The following is a 667-nucleotide window of genomic DNA, read 5'->3' as shown; positions in this document are numbered from 1 at the left end:
CTGGTCGCCGCCGGGCTGGCGCTGACGTGGTGGCGGGCGGAGCGGGTGGCGGCGCCGGTGCTGACGCGCGCGACGATCGCGACGGTCGGCGGTACGGTGGCGCGGGTCGAGGCATTGCCGGCACGCGGGCTGGTGCGCGTGACGCTGGACGATGTGCGATGGGATCCGGTGCCCGATCCCGCACCGGTGCGGGTGCGCGTCAACCTGGACGAGGCGGCGGTACCGCATGGGCTGGGCGTCGGCGCGCGGATCGCGGTGCGCGCGCGGATGATGCCGCCCGCGCCGCCCGCGGTGCCGGGCGCCTATGACTTTGCGCGGGTGGCGTGGTTCGACCGGCTGGGGGCGACCGGGCGCGGCTTTGTCGCGGTGACGGTGGCGGCGCCGGCGCGCGACGGCGACGGCATCCGCGCGACACTGACCGCGCATATCCTGCGGCGCCTGCCGGGAAGCGAAGGAGGCATCGCGGCCGCGCTGGCCACCGGCGACACCGGCGCGATCAGCGACGACGATGCGGAGGCGATGCGACGGGCGGGGCTGGCGCATCTCCTGTCGGTCAGCGGGCTGCACATCACCGCGGCGGTCGGGATCGTCATGGCGCTGGTGATGCGGCTGCTGGCGCTGTGGCCGCGGCTGGCGCTGACGGGGCGGGTGCCGTTGTTCGCGGGGG

The 667-nt window shown here is 76.5% G+C and carries 1 protein-coding gene; it reads left to right on the top strand.

The window, feature by feature from the left end; all coding sequences use genetic code 11:
- Nucleotides 1-667 (top strand): ComEC/Rec2 family competence protein (locus tag AX685_RS04600; RefSeq protein ID WP_156445669.1); only part of this gene is annotated, 667 nt, incomplete at both ends.

The organism is Sphingomonas sp. CCH9-F2 (genome assembly GCF_001556735.1).
Lineage (GTDB): Bacteria > Pseudomonadota > Alphaproteobacteria > Sphingomonadales > Sphingomonadaceae > Sphingomonas > Sphingomonas ginsenosidimutans.
Note: the sequence above shows the minus strand (reverse complement) of the source record. Positions and strands in the feature narration are given on the sequence as shown.